The organism is Paenibacillus guangzhouensis (genome assembly GCF_009363075.1).
Taxonomy (GTDB): Bacteria; Bacillota; Bacilli; order Paenibacillales; family Paenibacillaceae; genus Paenibacillus_K; species Paenibacillus_K guangzhouensis.
On the sequence record NZ_CP045293.1, the window covers coordinates 1071961 to 1088151 of the forward strand.

General features: G+C 48.2%; 14 protein-coding genes. 12 read left to right on the top strand and 2 right to left on the bottom strand.

All coding sequences use genetic code 11. The features are described 5' to 3' along the window. Positions 1-10 precede the first annotated feature (10 nt). The 3 genes from GCU39_RS04685 (at position 11) to GCU39_RS04695 (ending at position 5208) form a co-directional block, all read left to right on the top strand. Positions 11-2578 carry a chemotaxis protein CheW gene (locus GCU39_RS04685; protein WP_193726767.1) on the top strand — a complete coding sequence of 856 codons (2568 nt, stop codon included), beginning with the start codon at positions 11-13 and terminating at the stop codon, positions 2576-2578. A 23-nt stretch (positions 2579-2601) separates the two neighbouring features. Further along, positions 2602-4221, top strand: a complete 1620-nt coding sequence (locus GCU39_RS04690) for a methyl-accepting chemotaxis protein (RefSeq protein WP_152392438.1) — start codon at positions 2602-2604, stop codon at positions 4219-4221. A gap of 279 nt (positions 4222-4500) precedes the next feature. Next, positions 4501-5208: a response regulator transcription factor gene (locus tag GCU39_RS04695; protein WP_152392439.1), complete on the top strand. Its 708-nt coding sequence runs from the start codon at positions 4501-4503 to the stop codon at positions 5206-5208. 23 nt (positions 5209-5231) lie between these two features. Here the strand turns inward: GCU39_RS04695 and GCU39_RS04700 are convergent, their stop codons facing one another. After that, complete coding sequence (locus GCU39_RS04700) at positions 5232-8669, bottom strand: response regulator (RefSeq protein ID WP_193726768.1); 3438 nt, start codon at positions 8667-8669, stop codon at positions 5232-5234. Positions 8670-8849: 180 nt separating this feature from the next. Between GCU39_RS04700 and GCU39_RS04705 the strand changes: the two genes are divergently transcribed. From GCU39_RS04705 to ylqF, 4 genes are all read left to right on the top strand, one after another. Further along, positions 8850-9116 carry a hypothetical protein gene (locus tag GCU39_RS04705; protein WP_193726769.1) on the top strand — a complete coding sequence of 89 codons (267 nt, stop codon included), beginning with the start codon at positions 8850-8852 and terminating at the stop codon, positions 9114-9116. Positions 9117-9262: 146 nt separating this feature from the next. Further along, positions 9263-9604 (top strand): 50S ribosomal protein L19, encoded by a 342-nt coding sequence (gene rplS, locus GCU39_RS04710; RefSeq protein ID WP_152392442.1) that lies wholly within the window; start codon positions 9263-9265, stop codon positions 9602-9604. A 97-nt stretch (positions 9605-9701) separates the two neighbouring features. Next, positions 9702-10328: a signal peptidase I gene (gene lepB, locus GCU39_RS04715; RefSeq protein WP_152392443.1), complete on the top strand. Its 627-nt coding sequence runs from the start codon at positions 9702-9704 to the stop codon at positions 10326-10328. Between the two features lie 31 nt (positions 10329-10359). Further along, positions 10360-11235, top strand: a complete 876-nt coding sequence (gene ylqF / locus GCU39_RS04720) for a ribosome biogenesis GTPase YlqF (RefSeq protein WP_152392444.1) — start codon at positions 10360-10362, stop codon at positions 11233-11235. 111 nt (positions 11236-11346) lie between these two features. Here ylqF and GCU39_RS04725 read toward each other — a convergent pair whose 3' ends face one another. After that, a complete protein-coding gene (locus GCU39_RS04725; RefSeq protein WP_152392445.1) occupies positions 11347-11889 on the bottom strand; it encodes a hypothetical protein in 543 nt (180 codons plus the stop codon). 133 nt (positions 11890-12022) lie between these two features. Here GCU39_RS04725 and GCU39_RS04730 point away from each other — a divergent pair, with 133 nt between their 5' ends. From GCU39_RS04730 to GCU39_RS04750, 5 genes are all read left to right on the top strand, one after another. Next, positions 12023-12625 (top strand): TetR/AcrR family transcriptional regulator, encoded by a 603-nt coding sequence (locus tag GCU39_RS04730; RefSeq protein WP_152392446.1) that lies wholly within the window; start codon positions 12023-12025, stop codon positions 12623-12625. 154 nt (positions 12626-12779) lie between these two features. Further along, positions 12780-13415 carry a ribonuclease HII gene (locus tag GCU39_RS04735; protein ID WP_152392447.1) on the top strand — a complete coding sequence of 212 codons (636 nt, stop codon included), beginning with the start codon at positions 12780-12782 and terminating at the stop codon, positions 13413-13415. Positions 13416-13505: 90 nt separating this feature from the next. Beyond that, positions 13506-15500: a DNA ligase gene (locus GCU39_RS04740; protein ID WP_152392448.1), complete on the top strand. Its 1995-nt coding sequence runs from the start codon at positions 13506-13508 to the stop codon at positions 15498-15500. Next, a complete protein-coding gene (locus tag GCU39_RS04745) occupies positions 15497-15814 on the top strand; it encodes an EscU/YscU/HrcU family type III secretion system export apparatus switch protein (RefSeq protein WP_152392449.1) in 318 nt (105 codons plus the stop codon). Before GCU39_RS04740 ends, GCU39_RS04745 begins: the two co-directional genes overlap by 4 nt. Then, the gene (locus GCU39_RS04750) at positions 15811-16167 is read left to right on the top strand and encodes a YraN family protein (protein WP_152392450.1); all 357 of its coding nucleotides are present in this window, start codon (positions 15811-15813) and stop codon (positions 16165-16167) included. Before GCU39_RS04745 ends, GCU39_RS04750 begins: the two co-directional genes overlap by 4 nt. Positions 16168-16191 lie beyond the last annotated feature (24 nt).

Sequence of the window (16191 nt, forward strand, 5' to 3'; positions counted from 1 at the left end):
GAGTTTAGGGATGTCGATACCTTCTAATTTAAGCGAATATATGAGCGTATTTATGGATGAGTTGGATGAACAAATTCAAATCATCGAAGAACAATTGCTGAAATTGGAAGTACAGGGTGGAGAGATCACAGTAATTCAGACCTTATTCCGAGCTGCACATACCTTGAAGGGTTCTTCTGCGGCGATGGGGTTTGATGCTCTGAAAAATTTGACACATGGGATGGAGAATGTATTCGATCTCATTCGCAATCGTCAATTGGTCGTGGATTCCGCGCTGACCAGCGTCTTATTTCATGCAACAGACTATTTAAAGTTATTGCGGCATTCGCTGATCGAGGGACAACAAGAATCAGTGGATATCGAACCGCTATTCGTCTTGCTGGAGCAAATCACACAGCAAAACTCACCAGAAAGCAAGCTCGCATATAACGCATTCACAAGGACAGGTGATGAAAATCAAAACTCCTCCGAACTTGTGATTGAACTGAACCGATATCAGCGTAATGTGGCGATGCAAGCACTGCGTAATCAACATGAGGTGTATTCCATCTACTGCCGAGTTCGCTCGGATGCTGTGATGAAATCAGTCAGGGCGCTTCTAGTTTATCAAGCTTTGTTAGAGAGCAGTGAAGTGATTGCTTCATTCCCTCCTGTGACAGAGATTGAAGATGAGAGCAATTTCCTAGGTGAGTTCATTTTCGTTGTTGTCACCAAAGAATCTCATGAGCTGCTCGAAGAGCGATTAAGTGAAATTTCACAGATTGAAGTTATGCACGTTGATCTGATAGACCAAGAAAAGTTGAATCAATGTGTGATGGAACCCTATGAAGATACACCGCGAAATCTTACATTGGATGATCAGCTCGGTGTGAAGTCTGAGTCTTTGGGCGGAAGCGAAACGCCGCAAGTGCGTCGATCTCAGACCGTTCGCGTCGATGTGGATCGATTAGAGCAGCTTCTTAATCTTGTAGGTGAATTAATTATTGATAATACAAGGTTGCATGAAGTTACGCATCGTATGATGCAGAAGCAGCACCGCGAAGATTCTGACCTCGCAACACTAAGCGACATAGCGAATCATTTCGGTCTCATCATTGGCGATCTGCAAGAAGGCATGATGAAGACGCGAATGCTGCCGATCGAGCATCTATTCAATCGATTCCCGCGGATGGTTCGCGATATGGCGCAATCGACGAATAAAGAAATTGAATTTGTGATGGAAGGCAAAGAAACAGAGCTGGATCGTAAGCTGATCGAAGAGATAAGCGATCCCCTAATACATATATTGCGCAACGCTGCCGATCATGGCATTGAGTCGCCTGAAGAGCGAGTTCAGCTCGGCAAATCAAGAACAGGTAAGCTGCTATTGAGAGCAGCGCATCAAGATAATCAGATTATGATATCCGTTACGGACGACGGAAAAGGGATTGATCCGAACAAAGTCAAAATGTCCGCGATCCGTAAAGGGATTATCTCCGAGCATGAAGCAAATCAGATGACAGAGAATGAATTACAGCATTTAATATTCAGATCAGGGCTATCAACTGCTGAGCAAGTCACCGATCTATCTGGCCGTGGTGTAGGCATGGATATTGTACGCGCGCACATCGAGAAGCTCAATGGTCTGATCGATATTCAATCGACGGTTGACGTTGGGACATGCATGACCATTCGCCTCCCGCTTACCTTGGCGATTATCCGTGCACTCATGGTGGAATTAGGCGATAACATGTATGCCATTCCATTGATGAATGTGGTGGAAATTGTTGCGCTGCAGCCTAATGAGATTAAGATTGCACATGGCAGAGAGGTCTGTTATATCCGAGGGAATGTCTATCCTTTCATGCGATTGGATCAGAAGCTTCGTGTTGCAAGTGCCCCACAGACTAGAGCGCAGTCTCGTCGTACGACCGTTATTATTGTCTCTTTCGGGGACAAGCAGATCTGCATTGCCGTAGATCGGACGCTAGGGAATCGTGAAATTGTTATGAAATCATTAGGAAACTATGTGGGCGAAGTGCCTTACATTTCAGGTTCTACGATTACGGGTGACGGCGGTATCGCATTCGTATTGGATGTCCACGCCCTTGTGAATGAAGAAGGCAGCAAGATGATGACGACAAGCGAACAGACGTCGAACAAGAACAATAGGGCAGCAGAAGTGACGACGTTCCGCCTTGCGGAACACCTCTTCGGCATTTCGGTGCATCAGGTTCGAGAGATCATTCCAGTGCCTGCAATAGAAGGCATTCTGCACCCGTCTCCTTACGTTCAGGGAATGTTCCCGCTCCGAGGGGAGTACCTGCCGCTGCTGGATCTCCACCGAATGCTTCATCTGCAGCATCAGGAATTAACGAGCAAAGCTCGAATCATGGTCATGGATTCTAGTCGAGGTACCGTAGGGATTCAGATCGATCAAGTGATTGAAGTGACGACACTGGATGAAAATTCACGTGTGGAAGATATGCAAGGGGTAAATGAATCCTTAGGGATCGTAGGCGTATACAGCAAAAATGGACAATTAGTCACGCGACTGCAGCTCGATGAAATGATTAAAGAAACAATGAGCGAGTCTTAATTCGATCGAAGGGGTCATAGATCATGAAATTTAAAATTAGTGCGAAATTAATTATTGTGTCGGTTATTCTACTCACGGTGCCGACGTTCTTTACTGGACTGACCGCATACAAAAATGCTAAGCATCATCTGGATGAAGTGGGCATGGTCAATCTCAAAAATAACGCTCATATGGTATCTGAAATGATTGATGTGTTGAATGTCGGTGTGGAGAGCGGCCTCATTTCGCTAGAGGATGCACAGGAGCAAGTGAAGACGAGAATACTCGGGCCAAAGCAGGCGAATGGTACACGTCCGATTACGAATAAATTTGATCTTGGCGAATACGGATATCTATTTATTCTAGATGAGAAAGGAACGACTGTTGCCCATCCAAGCATGGAAGGGAAAAATATGTGGGATTCCACCGATAGCAATGGGAAATTCTTCGTTCGCGAGCAGGTGAATAAAGCGCAGTCGGGCGGCGGGTTTACTTATTTTGATTATAACTTACCGAATTCCGAAGAGATTGCGCAGAAAATCGTCTATTCTGAAAAAGCGCCACACTGGGGATGGATCATTTCCTCAGGATCGTATATGTCCAGCTTTAACAGCGGTGCGTCTAGCATTGCGACGAACTTAATCATTGCGTTTGCCATCACGTTGGTGGTAGGGATTTTAATCATTATCTATCTATCAAGGCACATCACTAGACCGCTCAACATCATTGCTGAGCAGTTGGATCAGATTGCCAAAGGTAATCTATCGATGAAACCACTGCGGTTTAAAATGCGGACCAAAGATGAGGTTGAGCATTTAACGACATCAACCAACACGATGGTTGAGAAGCTGCGCGAGTTGGTTGGACGCATCATCATGTCATCACAGAATGTTGCTGCAGCATCCGAAGAAATATCAGCTACCACGGAGGAAATTGCAGCTGGAGGTGTGCAGCAGTCTACGACCGTGAATGCCGTGACAGAGTTGTTCCGCGAGCATACGATGGCGATCAATGTTGTAGCACAGAACGCTGAGATGGCTGCTGAGCTATCGGATTCCACGCAAGACAAAGCGGAGCAAGGGGGTCGGGATGTACAGGATTCCGTCCACGCGATGAACAGCTTATCGAATCAAATGACACGATTGCAGAACGATTCAGAGCAAATTGGAGAAATCATTGAAGTCATTGATGAGATTGCTGAACAGACGAATTTACTCGCACTGAATGCTGCGATCGAAGCAGCAAGAGCTGGAGAGCAGGGCAGAGGATTCTCAGTGGTCGCCGATGAAGTTCGGAAGCTGGCGGAACGCAGCGGCGAGGCGACGAAGCGAATTGCTGGGATTATTAAAGACATGCAGCATAATATGGGACAGAGTGTTCACGCGGTGAACGGCGCTGTTTCCTTGACGGAACAAACAGGTCAGACATTTAATGCCATTCTGGATCAAGTGGTCGGCATGGCGAGACAAGTTACGGAGATTGCTGCTGCAAGTGAAGAGCAAGCTGCGCAATCGCAGGAGATGATGAACTCGATCGAGAGCATTGCAGTTGTCAGTCACGAATCAGCAGCAGCGGCGGAACAGACAGCTAGTTCCAGTCAAGAGCTAGCGCGGTTAGCGGAAGAATTGAACGATATGGTAGCAAGCTTCAGATTAACTGAATAAGCGGAGAAAAGGCCAAAGACTCTGAGCATGAATTTCGATTCATGCTCGGGGTTATTTTTTTCGATTTTATAAGGTTACGTAAGTGTTTTGATTTTCCAGCATTATGAAGTAGTTCATAGCGTTCCTAACAGTTTTCTAACAAAATCCTTATGATAGACGCAATTGTCGAAATATAGTATATTGGGGGTACAAATTAATAAGAATTTAAAGTAATTATGAGGTATGTGTTAAGAATTTTACGCAAATATGTAAAAATTTGTCATTAAGGGTGATCTTCTTATGGATAAAGTACTTATTATCGAAGACGATAATATGATTGGTGAGATGCTAACGATGTACTTATCGGAAGAGGGCTACGCCGTAAAGAGAGTGGATACGGGCTTAGATGGCATGCTCGAATTAGAGTTGTTCCGACCGGACGTCATTCTATTGGATTTAGTTCTTCCGGATATCAATGGGATTGAATTATGCAGTAAATTGCGTGACGTAACACTTGCTCCTATCATCGTCGTCTCGCTGAAGATGGAGGTTGCAGATCGGATTAATGCATTGCAAGCGGGTGCGGATGATTTCCTGTGTAAACCGTTCAGTATGCGAGAGCTTACGGCAAGGATTAATGCGAATATCAGGCGTATGCATTTGTTGGAACAGTCGATAGCAGATCGTGGTGAATTGGGGAAGATGTCAGATGACTCAGAGAGCTTGATCACATTGGATCCAGAACGCAGATCGCTCTATGTGAATCATCGGTATATTGAGACAACATTTTCGGAATTCGAGATTATGAAGCTATTCTGTGCGAATCAAGGAAAAGTATATACGAGAGAGGAGCTGATTAATGCGCTGCGTGGGTTCGATTCTTTCGTGACAGATCGAGCAATTGATGTTCATATTGCGAATCTTAGGAAGAAGATTGAAGGCAATCCCAAAGAACCTAGATTTATTAAGACCGTATGGGGGGTAGGTTATAAATTTAATGTGGAATAAGAACACGAACAACACTGTATCATCTACAGTGTTGTTCGTGTTATATATTGATCTATCGCATGCAATATACGTGTTAATTGATCAGATAGTTCTCGCAGGATAAGTTCAAATCCAGGGTTATCCGTGGCTCTGCCTTCCTTAAGCCATAGTTCGACCTGATTCGCAGCTTCGTATAGTTGCTGTGCTGATAGATTCCCCGCAGTGCCCTTCAATGTATGAATCATCCGCTTCGTCGTATCAAGGTCTTCATGTTCGATCATATCCATGAAACGCGCAATGAAGAATTTGTATTCATCATGGAACGTCGTTAACATCCGGCTAAGAATATGCACTTTGCCATTTAATCGATGAATCGCTTGTTCCACATGGATGCCATGATCCTCAAGGATTTGAAATGGATGATCACGTTCGAGTAAGACATCCTCATTCTTCCTCTCTATTGCTCCGTTCATCGAACTTCCTCCAAGCCATTTGTCCAACGTTAAGAACATCTGTCTGACATCAATTGGCTTCTGGATCATATCATTCATTCCTGCCGCAAAATACTGCTCACGATCCTTCTGAAAAACGTTCGCGGACATGGCGATGATCGGCAATTGCTGATAAACGGGGTTACTACGGATCCGCTTCGTTGCTTCCAGTCCGTCCATCTCCGGCATATGGATGTCCATGAGGATGAGATCCCACTCCAATGGTTCTAGCAACAGCAACACCTGACGCCCATTTTCTGCGACTCCAACGGAATATCCACGGCTTTCTAACAATTCGACCGCAATTTGCTGGTTAATCTCATGATCTTCTGCCAGAAGTATTCGATAAGGTCGATGGGTTGCGGCAGCGATCTCTTGGTGGGAAGCGACGTCATTGCTGTCATATCTGCTGTGATCCACGATGCTGCTGAGAATGTGATGAAGCTTCACAATATGGACTGGCTTCAATAGAACTGCATCGGGACGCATCTGATCCGGCAGGGAGAAGACAGCTTCTCTTCCTGGCGTTGTTGTCATGAGCACCGAGAGTACGCCAAGACAACGTGTGAGCTTCTGCATCCGTACCCACGTCTCTTCGCCGTACATATCTGCTGCATCCATATCAAGAATAACGATGTCAGCTTGATTCCCCAAGGTCGACATCCATTTCGTTGCTTCTTTCCAAGAGGAACAGGTATAAACGGTATGTCCCAACGACTCCAGCATGGATCTCATATGATCGCTTAGCTCCGATTGATCGGACACGAACAGTACTTTCCTCGCCATAATCTTGTTGATAGAGGGGAGAAGCGTATCATCGTAATCTTGGACCAGTCGAAGTGGTATGGTAAAAGAGAAGGTACTGCCTACCCTGAACTCGCTCTGCAGTTCTAAGTTCCCATGCATGATCTCTACGAGTTTCTTGGAAATGACAAGCCCGAGCCCCGTTCCACCATATTTACGGCTGGTAGAGTTGTCAGCTTGGGAGAAAGGTTCGAATAGGCTGCGCTGTTGTGCCTCGGAGATGCCAATCCCCGTATCGATAATCGAGAATTTGATCTCGATGGATTCTGCCGTACGCTTTGTATTCTCGGCACGAATACATACCATCCCATGATTCGTAAATTTAACTGCGTTGCTGATCAGGTTCAGGAGGACTTGCTCGAGCCGTAAGGGATCACCTAGAACATAAGTCGGCCAATCACGCGGTAGATCCATGAGGAGCACCAGGTTCTTTTTGGCTTGGAGCATACTGCTTGTCTCCGAGAGTTTATCGAATAAGTCATATAGATTGATTTTAGTTTCTTCGACTTCGATTTTCCCTGCTTCAATCTTAGAGAAATCCAGTATCTCGTTAATGATGCGAAGCAAGGTCTGTGAAGAAGATAATATTTTGCGCAAATAATCTTGCTGTATAGATGTCATGCCCGTCTTTTGAACCAATTGTGTAAGCCCGATGATCCCATTCAGGGGCGTTCGAAGCTCATGGCTCATCATCGCGAGGAATGCACTTTTGGCATGATTCGCTGCTTCCGCCGCTTTTTTCGCGTCTATTAACTCGGCTTGATCTCGCTTCTGTTCAGAGATGTCGCGGCAGATCCGAATGTATCCGATAATGTTCCCGTTATGATCCAGCATTTTATTGACATTCACGGAGATCGGAATACGTGTGCCATTCTTATGTACGTATAAAGCTTCAGCATCATAGGAATTCAGTTGATTCTCATCGAATATCGCTTGAAAAACGCTTGTATCAGGTGGAATGCTCCTCCCGAGCTCGGCAGAGAGTCTTGCGGCTTGCTGTGCAATCGTGTCGGGATCTTGCAGCAGCATAATATTTGCTTTATTGACGACTTCCTTGGACGAATAACCCAGCATTTTCTCGGCCGTCTTGCTGAAATAGGTAATCTGGAAATGAGGGTCGACGACAATAATGGCATAATCATTCTGATTAATAATCGCTTCGCCTGTAATAAATTTCTGTGTAAGGTTTGTGAGAAAAGGAAATCTCTGCAAATAATAAGCGAGCAGCAGATAGGTAACGATAACCGTAACAAGGATGCATAATGTGAAATAGAAAAATAAGGTCCGTGAATAGTCATTCAAATCCTGTAAAGATATTTCCGTTGGTGTGCTCACCGCAACAGACCACTTCGTCAGCGGCACGGGCGCATAGCTAATGAACTCTTCTTGCCGCATCGTCTCTATACAATCTGCACCAGCCTGCTGCGCCTTCATCTTTGTGAGGATGGATTGCAGGCCAGGACTTGCATCGGGAAACTTACGATCCAGGGTATAGGTGAAACCAGGATAATAGATGATTTCGCCATTGGCGTCGACCATAAAATGATACCCAATACTTCCTTTATGGTAGGGTTTCATAATCTCCGGGAACGTATCGAGGAGGATGTCGACCGCGACATAACCAATGGTATGGCCTTGGTCTTGAATACGATGGGCGACACTTACCACCCATTTCCCTGTAAATGCATCCAAATAAGGTTGGCTGTATGTCGTGTCATCGGTCACCGATGTTTTGGCATACCACCCGCGCGAGGTAATCTCGAAGGTAGGTCTGGATATTCGGCCCCCATTCCCGACGAAAAAGTTGCCTTTCTCACTTGCGATCCACACTAACGATAATCGGTCATCCATCGCAGCGGTTGCATTTAAGGAAGTCATGACATCGCGATAATCTGGATTGTGAACGACTTCCAGGTGGGAGTTCGTCGTTTTCAGCAGCCGAATCGTTGAAGGATCGGCCGTCATCTGTTCAACAGTCGCGCCAAATTTCTCGAATAACGCATTGACTTTCTCCGCAATAGAGCTGCTCTCTGCTGTGAGGGAGTTCTGGACATCCTGAATAATAATTTCTTTCGTCTGATAATAGATAATAATGGCTGTGAACGAGGAGATGACCATCATGCAGACGAGGATAATGATGGATAATTTTAACGACACACGGTCGAATCTCAAGATGCCTCTTCGCATGGAAGGGCGAAGTTTATTTTGCATAGTCATCCTACCTTTGCTGGACAGTCGATCGAAGTAGATTATTGGCTAATTATAGCATTAGAGGAAGCGGGCGCCTATCTTTTCTTCGGCTGCCGCACTATACTAGAATCATTGGATCAAGTAAGGAGAGGCGGGGGCAAATTGCGACAGAATATAGTGAGCCGTATTTTGCAGATATTCGGATTCGTCGTTATTGGCGTGTCTTTGCTTATGGGGTTTTTCCTCGCGGTAGCAAGCGGACATAACGGATTCGCTCTTGCAGCGGTCATGGTATTAATCAAATGGTGGGCATATGGCGCAATCATCGGGCTTGCATTTATCGGACTCGCAGAGATCGTCAAGCTGCTGCAATCCATTCACGACAGATTAGAACGGTCGGATCACAGTGACATGGGGATGGTAGAGGAGATCGAATTGGACTAAGACAGCATCAAAGAAATGACTTGTGTTCGGTTGTAAAATATGATATTATATCATTTGTGTTAATTCGGTGGTCCTCTACGGACGATGAGGCGGAGCAACAGCTCCCTGAGACGTATGAACACCTGAGTGGAAGGAGGGAGTCATAGATGAATATCGTACAAGCGATTACTCAAGAACAACTTCGTAAAGACTTGCCAAGCTTTCGTCCTGGAGACACTTTAAAAGTACACGTTAAAGTTATCGAGGGATCCCGTGAGCGTATCCAGCTTTTCGAAGGTGTTGTGATTAAACGTCGTGGAGGCGGAATCAGTGAGACTTTTACAGTTCGTAAAATTTCTTACGGTGTAGGTGTGGAAAGAACTTTCCCGCTTCATTCCCCAAAAATCGATAAAATCGAAGTGGCTCGCCGTGGTAAAGTGCGTCGTGCGAAGCTTTATTATCTTCGTAACCTACGCGGTAAAGCAGCGAGAATTAAAGAGATTCGTTAATGTAAGACCAAGGGGCTTGTTACAACAAGCTCCTTTCGCATGTATAGCGGTATGAATACGCTTTGAAATAGGGAATGTACTATAAGGAGGGAAAGCGATGACGAATCAAACGGATTCTCATGAGACAGAACCAAATGAACCACAAGAACAGCCTGGCACAAGCAAACTGAAAAATGAAGCAGTTGAATGGGCAAAGGCCATTGCTATTGCTGTCGTCTTAGTCGTAGTCATACGTTGGTTCGTATTTGCTCCCTTCATGGTAGACGGGCCATCGATGCAGCCGAATTTTCATACGGGTGAGCGAGTCATTGTGAATAAGTTCTTATACGATTTCCGTGCGCCAAAGCCAGGTGAAGTCGTTGTATTCCATGTACCGCAGGAAAAGCGTGATTACATTAAACGCGTCATTGCTGTCGCAGGTGATACGGTGAAGGTGCAAGGCGACGAAGTCTATGTCAACGGCAAAAAAATTAACGAGCCGTACATTCAAGGCGTCTTGGATGAGTATCATGCCAAAGGGGAACAATATAACAATCTGCGCGATTTCCCGAATGCGGAAGTAACGGAGGAGAAAGTTCCTGAGGGTCATATCTTTGCGATGGGTGATAATCGCCGTAACAGTACGGACAGCCGAATGATCGGATATATTGACTTAAAAGAGGTCGTTGGACGTGCAGAAGTCGTATTCTGGCCGTTCAAAGACATTACAATCGTGAATCACTAGACTTGAACATAGTAAGGGTAGGTGAGAGACGGTGACGATTCAATGGTTCCCTGGACATATGACGCGAGCGCGTCGTGAAATCCAGGAAAAGCTGAAGCTGATCGATGTAGTGATTGAACTGCTCGATGCACGTCTGCCGCTGTCAAGCCGCAATCCGATGATTGATGAGATTTTGCAAGGGAAGCCAAGGATGATCGTGCTGAATAAGGCGGATTTGGCGGACCCGGCGGTGACAGAGAAATGGGTAACATATTTCAAAAATGAAGGCATTACTGCCTTCCCGATCGATGCGTCGAACGGGACACGTGTACAGGATATTCCTGCGCAAGCGAAGGTGCTGTTTCAAGATAAAATTCAGAAACAACTCAATCGGGGTATGAAACCGCGTGCGATTCGTGGATTGATCGTCGGCATACCGAATGTGGGAAAATCGACATTAATTAATCGACTAGCAGGCCGTAACATAGCAGCAACGGGAGATCGCCCAGGCGTGACGAAGGGGCAGCAGTGGATCAAAATCGGAACGGAAATGGAACTGCTGGATACACCAGGTATTCTATGGCCGAAGTTCGAAGATCAGGATGTCGGTTACCGATTAGCTGTGACCGGCGCGATCAAAGAGCAGGTCATTAATATTGAAGACGTTGCCTTCTTCGCGATCAAATACATGACACAGTATTATTGGGATACGCTCCAAGAGCGATTCGAACTTACGAAAAAACCGGAAGACTTGGATGTTCCAGACGAAATCGTCCAGGTGATGGAAGAGATCGGACGTAAACGTGGTTGTATTATGAGCGGTGGGCGCGTGGATCTTGAGAAAGCATCGGGTGTGATTCTACGCGAGTTACGCGCAGGGAAGATGGGAAGATTCTCGCTTGAAGTTCCATTATCGTTCATGCTGTAAGACGATATAGATTAAACCATAAAACCGTGCTTTTTGTGAAAGTACTCCCTAAAAGATAGGGATTCACAAAAGGGCACGGTTTTTTTGTGTTTGCAGATATGATTTAGTTATTTACATCGTTTCTTTGGAGCCCCGCGGGAACAAGGTATAGCTGAAGCTGATCAGGAAATCGATACCCAAGACGATCGACCATCCGCGAACGACATTGAATAACGATTCCGTACGAGCAGGATCGTCTACAAGAAGGATGATCCCATACAGAATGCCGCACCCGATCAGCCAAGCGAGAAGATGCAGCAGCCAGCCGATGCGCTCGTGACGGGCATGAGCCGCGCCGTGCTTAGGTTTCTTCGCGGGTGCGGGACCGTTCGCGAACCGGTGTGCGAACCGTTCATCGGCCCAGCGAATCATTCGATGGCCGTAGGCGATCGATGCGCCGATGTAGATTGCAGCGATGCCGTGTGCCATGGTGGCGACTGCGCCTGAGCGCAAATCCAGCAGCGTGGCGATGAGCAGCGCAAGATCGACGACGGGTGTCATGAGCAGCAGTCCTGCCCCTAGCTTTTTGCGCTTCAAGATGTATCGGCAGAACAGGCCTGCGAGAACGAATACCCAGAATCCAATTTCACATCCAATAATGAATGCTGTAATCATTGTTGATCTCCTTTGCATCGTGTTGCATGAAGGCAGCAACGCGAATGTTTTCTTTTTAGTACAACTGTATTATTTAGTTCGAGGTTATTTTAGCACGATTGTATTAAAAAAACAATAGTGATACAATGGGGGCATGCCTAAAATTGTGAACCATGAAGAACGACGGGAACAACTTGCGGAAGCAGCTTGGCGTGTCATACGCCGAGAAGGGTTGGAAGGAGTCACTGTGCGAAGTGTCGCGGAAGAAGCGGGGATGTCCCTAGGCTCGCTGCGGCATTATTTCGTGACACAGTCCGAGCTGCTTGCTTTTTCGATGCGGATGGTCTCCGATCGCGTCAACCGGCGTATTGCGAAATTGCCGTTGAACGGTGAGCTACGGCACGATATCGAACTCGTCATCGGAGAAATGATGCCGCTAGATGAGGAGCGGCTCGCGGAATCGGAGGTATGGGTATCTTTTATCGGCAGGTCGTTGGTGGATCCTACCTTCCGCGAGCTCAGTCAGGAGGTCCATATGGCGCTCTACAATGGGTTCCGCCGTATTGTTCAGGGATTGATCCAGATGAAGCTGACGAAGGAAGACGTCGATGCGGAGCTGGAGACGCGGCGTTTGCACGCCTTGGTGGACGGGCTCGTCATTCATAGTGTCACGAATGCGAAGCGCCATAACCCGGATGACATGTGGCGGGTCGTGAAGCTGCATTTGGACGAGCTGATCGTGAATGAAATTAGTTAATCTTGTGCATAGAAGCGCCTTAGGAAGTGACGGCCGACGTGGTAGGGTTCGGGTCATCTTCTTGAGGCGCTCTTTCTATGTTAGAATAGAGAGACGTGGATGAATACATAGCACGTAAAGAAATAGGTTGATAGAGTTAAGAGGTGTTCTAGAGATGGAAGAAATCGTAGATATGCTAGCATTCGAGCGCGAATATGGCGCGCAGAACTATAAACGAATTGCAGGGATTGATGAAGTAGGGCGCGGCTGTATGTTCGGCGATGTCGTGGCGGCGGCGGTGATCTTGGAGGAAGGTATCGAAATTGAAGGGATCAATGATTCGAAGAAGCTAACCGAGAAGAAACGCAATGCGCTCTATGACGTTATTATCGAGCAAGCTGTGGCCTATGCCATCGTGAGAGTCGATGCTGAGACGGTAGATCGCATCAATATCAAACAAGCGGCAAGGCTGGCGATGAAGCAAGCGGTAGAACAGTTATCGGTTGAGCCTGATTTTTTGTTGGTCGATGCGGAGAAGGTAGATTGTAACCTTCCGCAGCTCGCTCTTGTCAAAGGGGATGCACGTAGCCAATCGATTGCCGCGGCATCCATCTTGGCGAAAGTTACACGCGATCGTCTATGCGTCGATGAATGGGATGCGATGTACCCGGAATACGGCATTGCGATTCATAAAGGATACGGGACGAAGCTTCATCGGGAAAAAATTGCAGCGCTCGGACCAACTCCGATGCATCGGAAATCGTTCATACGTAATATTTTGGCGGAGTTAGAGCAGCCTGTCTTGTTCTAAGTCATGATTGGATGCAATCAGACCGATAAATAGAGGAGAGATAACTCTCGAATGCCGTCGCTTCAGGAAGTGACGAGGGGGGATAGAAATATGAATATCGGACAAATGGTTCGCGGTCTCCTCGGTGATGTCAAGTCGGGCGATGCGAAGCAATTAGAACTTAAACCGGGTCAAGTCGTCCGCGGCGTTGTCACTGAGGTGTCGGAGGATGGACAAGAAGCGGTTCTGAATATTAATGGTACGCAGGTGAAGGCCAAATTGGAGACACCCCTTGCTCCGGGACAGTCAACGATGCTGCAAGTTCAGCCAGAGACCGAGCAAGGGCTGGTCGTCTTGAAGCCGTTGCAATCTTCTCCAGGTGTACCGATCGCTGAGCAATCGCTTGGGGATGTGCTGAAATCCGTTGGATTACCGGATCAGAAGTGGGCGCGCGAGTTAATCCAGCTGATGCAGCAGAATGGTGTGCCCATAACGAAGGAGACGGCAGAGCAGATGCGTGCTGTGATGGCGCAGGTGCCGCAAGGCGTCTCGCAGGAAGATTGGATGCAGGCTTCGGCGCTGGCATTCAAGCGTGGTCTGCCGCTCACGCAAGAGACGGTGAAGGCGCTGCATCAAGTGCTGTTCGGCAAGCCGCTCACGCAGCTGCTTGCCACGCTCCAGCTCCAGCTCGCGGACGCGCTGGAGCAGCAGCCCGCCGCGCCGCAGGCATCGCGCGGCGCAGGGGAAGCCCCGCCGCCTGCGGCAGGCGGGGCCCCTACAGCCGCGCCCGCGCCGGCTTCGCTCGGCGGCGCGCGCGCGGGCGCAGCACCGCTGCTGCTAACGCAGGCAGCAGCGGTGCTGCAAGAGCTGGCCGCGGCTGCGCAGCCCGCGGCAGCGCCTAGCGCGGCCGGCACAGCCGCCGCGCCGGCGCCGGCGCAAGCTGCGCCAGGGGCGAATGCCCCGAGCGCAGCAGCGCAAGGGCTTGGTGCGCCAGCTTCGCAGGGCGCACCAAGTGGTGCCGCAGCGAGCTCAGCTGCTGCGGCGGTGCAAGGCCAGGCAGCCCCGGCTGAACCGGGGGCTGCGCGGCCCGTGAATGTAGCGGCGCAGCAGACATCCGCGCCGCTAGCAACACCGCAAGCGGCTGCGTCTGCAGCATCGACGCAGCCCTTGCAGACCTCGTCAGCACCAGCACAACAGGGTGGTGCTGCCTTGAATACGGATGCGAATCCAGCACAGGTGACTTCGACACCGGTGTCTACCGAGGGAGAAGGACAGCCGCACAAGGCAATCCAAGAACCATGGATTGGCCGTGTGTTGAAGCTGCTTGGCGTTGAACATGAGCAGACCGCTTGGAAGACGTTAGAGGTGTCCAACCTATCCCAAGGAACAGCAGCAAAAGGGTCTGAACCCGCTGCATTAATGCATAACCCTAATATAGGCTCAGGTACGCAGGCTGCCCAAGAGATTGCCAGATGGGTGAAACCGTCGATGGAGCTTCCATTGCAGGGGATGCCGTTACCCCATGCTACGGGTACGGCGCCAGCCCAGGCCTCGCCTGACACACTGAAACAGGTACTTTTACAACTGATACAATCCGACGATGTGCCGCCTGTGCTCAAAGACACGGCGCAGCAGCTCGTGAACCAAATTACAGGTCAGCAATTAATGTTATCGAATGATCGGAGCGCTCCTTTTGCGCATGTGAGTCTATTTATCCCCCTTAAAAATGCGGAAGGCGAAGAAACAGCGACCGTCCATATCCAGACACGTAAAGGAAAACGGGGTGAACTGGATGCAGGCAATTGTCATCTCTGGTTCGATCTAAATTTACGTGCCTTAGGACGAACGATTGCAGATGTAAGTGTAGTCGATCGGATCGTGTCACTGAAGCTGCTGAATGATCAAGAATGGCTCGCACCGATGGTTCAAGAACGACGTCCAGAAATTGAAGCTGTACTCGCAGAGATCGGTTATCAACTCATTTCGTTGCAGACGGCTCCTGTTCCAGTGAAGCAGGACCATTCGAAATCTTCAGCTGCACTCGGTGAGCAACCGGCTTCGGCCTATACGCCACCTGACTATAAAGGAGTGGATCTTCTCGTATGAACCGGGTGAATCCGAAGCAGGAATCTGTACCCGAAAGTGTCCACTTCAAGAAAGCTGTTGCGTTGAAGTATGAACCAGGCCTCGCAGAGGCACCGAAGGTAGTTGCCAAAGGGCGCGGCCATTTGGCCCAAGCGATTCTAGATAAAGCAAAAGAAAGTGGTGTCGCGATTCAAGAAGACCCCTCCCTCGTAGAGGTGTTATCGAAGATTGATGTTGATCAGCAAATTCCAGCGGAGCTGTATCAACTCGTTGCAGAGATACTCAGCTTCGTCTATCGCACCGATCAGCAAGCAGATCGTAGGCAGGAGTCATGAATCGTAGAGCATTAGGTACGGAAGCGGAGAAACTAGCAGAACAGTATCTTCGAACACGAGGATACATGTTTATCGCTCGGAATTGGCGCTGTCGCAGTGGGGAGATTGACCTTATTTTTCGAGATCAAGAGGTCATTGTGTTCGTCGAGGTACGCAGTCGTTCGAACCCGTCGCGATATGGTATGGCGATTGAATCGATTGATGCACGGAAGCAGAGGCAGGTGCGTGGGACGGCAGAGGTATTTCTCTACCAACAGCGAATGTCTGCGAATGCCGTACGGTTCGATGTCATTACCATTCACTTTCATGGGAATCAAGATCCGGAATTAAAGCATTGGCAAGCAGCGTTCTAACTGAAACTTGAAGAGAGAAGGGAA

Excerpts from the sequence above, each read along its gene's own strand:
- GCU39_RS04745 (WP_152392449.1), top strand. The coding sequence starts at position 15,497 with ATGAACCGGGTGAATCCGAAGCAGGAATCTGTACCCGAAAGTGTCCAC.
- lepB (WP_152392443.1), top strand. The coding sequence starts at position 9,702 with ATGACGAATCAAACGGATTCTCATGAGACAGAACCAAATGAACCACAA.
- GCU39_RS04725 (WP_152392445.1), bottom strand. The coding sequence starts at position 11,889 with ATGATTACAGCATTCATTATTGGATGTGAAATTGGATTCTGGGTATTC.
- GCU39_RS04700 (WP_193726768.1), bottom strand. The coding sequence starts at position 8,669 with ATGCGAAGAGGCATCTTGAGATTCGACCGTGTGTCGTTAAAATTATCC.
- GCU39_RS04685 (WP_193726767.1), top strand. The coding sequence starts at position 11 with ATGTCGATACCTTCTAATTTAAGCGAATATATGAGCGTATTTATGGAT.
- GCU39_RS04690 (WP_152392438.1), top strand. The coding sequence starts at position 2,602 with ATGAAATTTAAAATTAGTGCGAAATTAATTATTGTGTCGGTTATTCTA.
- GCU39_RS04740 (WP_152392448.1), top strand. The coding sequence starts at position 13,506 with ATGAATATCGGACAAATGGTTCGCGGTCTCCTCGGTGATGTCAAGTCG.
- GCU39_RS04750 (WP_152392450.1), top strand. The coding sequence starts at position 15,811 with ATGAATCGTAGAGCATTAGGTACGGAAGCGGAGAAACTAGCAGAACAG.
- GCU39_RS04730 (WP_152392446.1), top strand. The coding sequence starts at position 12,023 with ATGCCTAAAATTGTGAACCATGAAGAACGACGGGAACAACTTGCGGAA.
- GCU39_RS04695 (WP_152392439.1), top strand. The coding sequence starts at position 4,501 with ATGGATAAAGTACTTATTATCGAAGACGATAATATGATTGGTGAGATG.
- GCU39_RS04735 (WP_152392447.1), top strand. The coding sequence starts at position 12,780 with ATGGAAGAAATCGTAGATATGCTAGCATTCGAGCGCGAATATGGCGCG.
- rplS (WP_152392442.1), top strand. The coding sequence starts at position 9,263 with ATGAATATCGTACAAGCGATTACTCAAGAACAACTTCGTAAAGACTTG.